This window comes from Thalassobacter sp. (genome assembly GCF_982993085.1).
Window position 1 is genome coordinate 1 of record NZ_CEZFMW010000164.1, and the last position, 5241, is coordinate 5241.

5 protein-coding genes are annotated in these 5241 nt (G+C 56.4%); 2 read left to right on the forward strand and 3 right to left on the reverse strand.

What is annotated here, in order from left to right:
- The first annotated feature begins 23 nt into the window (after positions 1 to 23).
- On the forward strand, positions 24 to 1316 hold the full coding sequence (locus tag AC4GMC_RS16990) for an amino acid ABC transporter permease (RefSeq protein ID WP_487877635.1): 1293 nt from the start codon (positions 24 to 26) through the stop codon (positions 1314 to 1316).
- A gap of 12 nt (positions 1317 to 1328) precedes the next feature.
- Complete coding sequence (locus AC4GMC_RS16995) at positions 1329 to 2108, forward strand: amino acid ABC transporter ATP-binding protein (protein WP_038008582.1); 780 nt, start codon at positions 1329 to 1331, stop codon at positions 2106 to 2108.
- Positions 2109 to 2185: 77 nt separating this feature from the next.
- Here AC4GMC_RS16995 and AC4GMC_RS17000 read toward each other — a convergent pair whose 3' ends face one another.
- The 3 genes from AC4GMC_RS17000 to argB form a co-directional block, all read right to left on the reverse strand.
- Positions 2186 to 2650 carry a SixA phosphatase family protein gene (locus tag AC4GMC_RS17000; protein WP_487877634.1) on the reverse strand — a complete coding sequence of 155 codons (465 nt, stop codon included), beginning with the start codon at positions 2648 to 2650 and terminating at the stop codon, positions 2186 to 2188.
- 871 nt (positions 2651 to 3521) lie between these two features.
- Positions 3522 to 4316, reverse strand: a complete 795-nt coding sequence (locus AC4GMC_RS17005) for a sterol desaturase family protein (protein WP_487877633.1) — start codon at positions 4314 to 4316, stop codon at positions 3522 to 3524.
- 50 nt (positions 4317 to 4366) lie between these two features.
- Entirely contained in the window at positions 4367 to 5233 is an 867-nt protein-coding gene (argB, locus tag AC4GMC_RS17010; RefSeq protein WP_487877639.1) for an acetylglutamate kinase, read from the reverse strand.
- Between the last annotated feature and the right edge of the window lie 8 nt (positions 5234 to 5241).

The window sequence follows — 5241 nt, forward strand, 5'->3', positions numbered from 1 at the left end:
TGTTAAATTGAAGGAGCGGTAATATGGCCCAAGATCATTCCACCGCCTTCGTCCGCACCCAAGAAATTCCACCTGCTCCCCCACCACCGGGGGAAACGGGTGCGGTGCATTGGATCAAGACGAACCTGATTTCGAGCGTGCCGAACGCCATCGCAACGGCTGTTGGCATCTATGTGGTCTACTGGCTGCTGTCGGGACTGATCCCTTGGATCGTGAACGGCACATGGGTCACCAACAACATCCGCGAATGTCGCGAAGTCCTAGCCGGCAGCGGCGGTGGCTGTTTTTCGGTCCTGACGGAGCGGTATGCGCAGATGCTCTTTGGGTTTGAGTATCCATCTGAGTTCTACTGGCGCCCTTCATTAGCCTTTGCACTGTTGTTCTTTGCTGTGCCACCGGCATTGTTTCCGATGTATCTGCCCCGCTGGATGTTGATCGGGACGGGTCTTTACCCATTTGTGGCCTTCTGGCTGATTTGGGGTGGTACGATCCTGACACCAATCGGCGCGCTGGTTGGGGTGATGGTGGGCTACTACGCATTCACCAAGCTGGATAAATACGGCTTCGCGGCTGCTCTTGGCGGCGGCGTTGTGGGGGCTTGGGTCGTTTGGCAGGCATTTGGGATGATCGCAGGCGGCATGCCTGGTTTCATCGCGCTGGACGCGGTTGAAAGCCGGAACATGGGCGGCTTTATGCTGAACATGATCCTCGGTGTTGTGTGTGTTTCGCTGTCGATCCCGCTGGGCATCGTGCTGGCACTGGGCCGTCAATCCACCATGCCGCTGATCAAGATCGTCTGTGTGGTGTTCATTGAGTTCGTGCGCGGTGTGCCGTTGATTACACTGTTGTTCGTGGCCAACGTGGTTCTGGCGTACTTCTTTCCGCCCGATAGCAATATCGACCTGATCCTGCGGGTGATCATCATGATCACTATGTTCTCGGCGGCCTATATCGCTGAGGTGATCCGCGGTGGCCTCGCAGCCCTTCCCACGGGCCAGTACGAGGCGGCAGATAGTCTTGGCCTGAACTACGCTCAAGCCATGCGGCTGATCATCTTGCCCCAAGCTCTCAAGATCTCCATCCCAGGTATCGTGAACGTGGCTGTCGGGTTGTTCAAAGACACAACGCTGGTGTCGGTGATCTCGATGTTTGACCTTGTGGGCATGATCCGCGGGCCGATCCTCAGCTCAACTGACTGGGCGGGCGTCTACTGGGAAACATGGGCCTTTGCCTGCATCCTGTTCTTTGTCGTCTGCTTCGGCATTTCGAAATATTCGCAGTGGCTTGAAGGCCAGCTGCGCACAGACCGTCATTAAGGAGACGTCATTATGACTGATACCGCAGTAAACACTTCCCAGATGCAAATCTCGGACGAGGTCGCCATTTCCATTCAGAACATGAATAAATGGTATGGAACATTCCACGTGCTCCGCGACATTGACCTGACGGTCCAGCGCGGCGAGCGGATCGTGATTTGTGGGCCTTCGGGTTCGGGGAAATCGACGCTGATCCGCTGCATCAACGCACTGGAAGAGCATCAGCAAGGGTCTATCAGCGTGGATGGCACGCTGTTGTCCTCGGACCTTAAGAACATCGACAAGATCCGGTCAGAGGTTGGCATGTGCTTTCAGCACTTCAACCTGTTTCCGCACCTGACGATCCTTGAGAACTGTACGCTGGCTCCGATTTGGGTGCGGAAGACACCTAAAAAAGAGGCCGAAGAAACAGCGATGTATTTCCTTGAGAAGGTTAAGATCCCTGACCAAGCGAACAAGTACCCCGGTCAGCTTTCGGGGGGGCAGCAGCAACGTGTGGCTATCGCGCGCTCACTGTGTATGCGCCCACGCATCATGCTCTTCGATGAGCCGACCTCAGCGCTTGATCCCGAAATGATCAAAGAGGTGTTGGACACGATGATCCAGCTTGCGGAAGAAGGCATGACCATGCTCTGCGTGACCCATGAAATGGGCTTTGCCCGTCAGGTCGCGAACCGAGTGATCTTTATGGATGCAGGCCAGATCGTTGAGCAAAACGCGCCAGAGCCGTTCTTTACCAACCCGCAGAATGAGCGGACGCAGCTGTTCTTGAGCCAAATTCTCGGCCACTGAGCCACCGCCCTCGGGCGATTGGCATTTCATATCTTGAAAAGGGGCGCCTTCGGGGGCCCCTTTTGCGTTGGGTAGGGCTACGAGGGGCCCAGTAAGCGGCGGGGAACGGTAAAATCTGCGACAGCGCCGTCTTGCAGCACGAGGCAGGCCCCAGTGGGAAAGGCATAGAGAGCATCGTCCTGAAATGCTGGACCTGCGAGTTGAAGGGCAAGCGCCCCGAGGCCGGGGTTATGCCCAATGACCATCAAGCATTTTGCATCACCGGCCTGTTCGATGGCGCGATTGAGAAAATCTTCGCTTGCGTGATAGAGGCAATCGGAGAATTCAGTCGGAACGTTTGCAAAACGGATAAGGTCCCACGTCTCACGTGTGCGGGCGGCGCTGGAACAAAGGATTTTGGTCGGCAGGTGCGCCTTTGCGCGCAACCAGTCGCCAATCGCTGCGGCACTGGCCATACCCCGCGGATTAAGCGGCCGCTCATGATCCGATTGGAGGGGGTCGGTCCAACTCGATTTCGCATGGCGCAAGAGGATCAATTTCATCGGTGAAAATACCGCATATGATGGGCGGACTGTGCATCAGGCCGTTGAGGTGAAACCGGGCAAGCACGCCGCGCGCGGCATCCTTTGGACATGCAGTCGTTTCCGGCTGTGTCTAGGTGGGCATGACATTTATCTGTGTCGTACCCTGACCCAAGCGCACCGACTGTACAGGCTGTGATGCAGGGTTTGTCCACACAAGTTGAGCAAGGCGAGGGTGGGGCAGGCGGCAGTTCGATACATTGCCTCAAGGCTAAAGCACCGCGAAATGATACCATCAAACCATAGGTGTCATGTACCAATAGAGTAGCCGGGCTGAGGTGGCAGCGCCCGGACTGAAGCGCCCAAGATATGAACGGTCGCAAGGGTTCCCCAAAGGGAAACAGAGCTTTGGCACCCAGTTCACAGGCCCAATTCCCAATGACACGGCGGGACCAACGATCTACCGGATCAGCCGCTTGAAACTCGGCCGAAGACTGCAGCATTGGCCAAAAATTCTCAGGATCTGGACCGAGGAGAAGAAGTGTCTTCGTGCCCTCAGGGCAACCGTCCTCACCGTTCGGGTAAAGACCGCCCAGCACCACTAGTCCACGACCTCGGGCTTCGGACTGAAATGTTTCATATACCATGGCGACTACTGTGCCGTGGTCGCGCGAGGATGAAAAGGTGGGAGCCTCCGGCGGGAGAATTTATGCAACAAAGAAGACGCGTCAGAGCCCATCCAACCGCTATGTTAGAGCGAGAGATGGGGGCCTCCTTCGTTCATGGTCATTGGGACTCCTCCCTGTACCACACTTTAGTTTCGCATGAGCCAAGTTAATGGGAAATTAAGGTTAATCGCTCCTTTGTTTCCCAAATACTCATATTGGGACAATCATCGATTGCGGAACGGGAGCAGCAACGCCCAGTCCAAACGTGCTGTTCGGTTGTCTTGCCAACGAAGACCAACGGTCATTCCGTCGTGGCCTTGCTTGGGCTGGGGAATGTAGGTTCCAAAGGCGCGATCCCAGATCGAGAGGGCAAAGCCGTAGTTGCTGTCGTGTTCGGAACGCTGATCAGAGTGGTGCACGCGGTGCATATCCGGCGTGACGATGAACAGGCGCAGCCAGCGGTCGACACGCTGCGGGATCGCAATATTGGCATGGTTAAACATCGCGGTCGCATTCAGGAGAATTTCAAATGCGATCACGGCCAAAGCTGCAGGTCCGAGCGCATAGACAAGGCCGATCTTGATCAGCATCGAAAACGCAATCTCCAACGGGTGGAAGCGGATCGCGGAGGTCACGTCTAGATCGCGATCTGAGTGGTGTACTTGGTGTAGCCGCCAAAGGAGCGGGACTTTGTGTGTTATCAGGTGTTGGAGCCAGATCGCGAAATCGAAAATTAGGATGGTCAGGACGACGTTTAGAGCAAGTGGGAGCTGCAATACGTTGAATAGCCCATAGCCTTGCGTTTCCGCATCAATTGCAGCGCCTACAGCAAGAAACGGAAGCGCGATGGCTAGCGCCCGCAGCGCAATTGTGTTGGCGATGGTCATGCCCCAGTTTGTGAGCCAGCGGCCCGAGCGTGATTGCACGCGTGCGCGGCGCGGAGCGTACCACTCAACACCTGCCAACACGACGAATAGGCCCAGAAAAATGCTTAGGCGAATGAGAGCTTCGTTTTCCATGCGCTTGTTTTATCGCGTTCCGCGCGGATCACAAACCACAGTTGTGTGAGCTATTCTGCGCGGATTAATGAGCCTGCGCCGTGATCGGTGAACAGCTCAAGCAAGGCCGCATTGGGGACACGGCCATCTAGGATAACCACCGCCCGCACACCTTGGTCCAGCGCGTCCATCGCTGTTTCGGTTTTGGGGATCATGCCGCCTGCGATGGTGCCCTCGGCCGTCATATCGCGCACTTGTGAGGAAGTCATCTGGGTGACGACCTCGCCGCTAGCGTTCTTCACGCCTGCCACATCGGTGAGGAGCATCAAGCGGTCAGCCTTGAGCGCGCCTGCGATGGCACCAGCAGCTGTATCGCCGTTGATGTTAAAGGTTTCGCCGTCCTCGCCTGCACCAATGGGGGCGATAACTGGGATCATTTCGGCTTGGAACAGCTGTTGCAGAAGGCTCGGGTCGACATGGGAAGGCGTGCCGACAAAGCCCAGTTCTGGGTCAGTTTGTGTGCAGGTCATCAACCCTGCATCTTTGCCCGACAGGCCCACGGCCTTGCCGCCTTGGGCATTGATTGCCGCAACAATGCGTTTGTTCACTTGGCCAGCCAAAACCATCTCAACGACTTCGACGGTTTCTGCATCGGTGACACGTTTGCCGCGCACGAACGTGGATTGAACGCCCAGCCGGTCCAGCAGTGCGTTAATCATTGGCCCGCCACCATGCACAATCACGGGGTTCACGCCTACGGTGCGCATCAACACCACATCACGTGCGAAGCTGGCCATTCCTTCGTCGGATCCCATTGCGTGACCGCCCAATTTGATGACGACAATCGCCTCATCGTAGCGGCGCAAATAGGGGAGCGCTTCGTTCAGTGTACGGGCGGTGGCGATGTAGTCGCGGGTCATGGCAGTCTGCTTTTTCATAGGGCGCG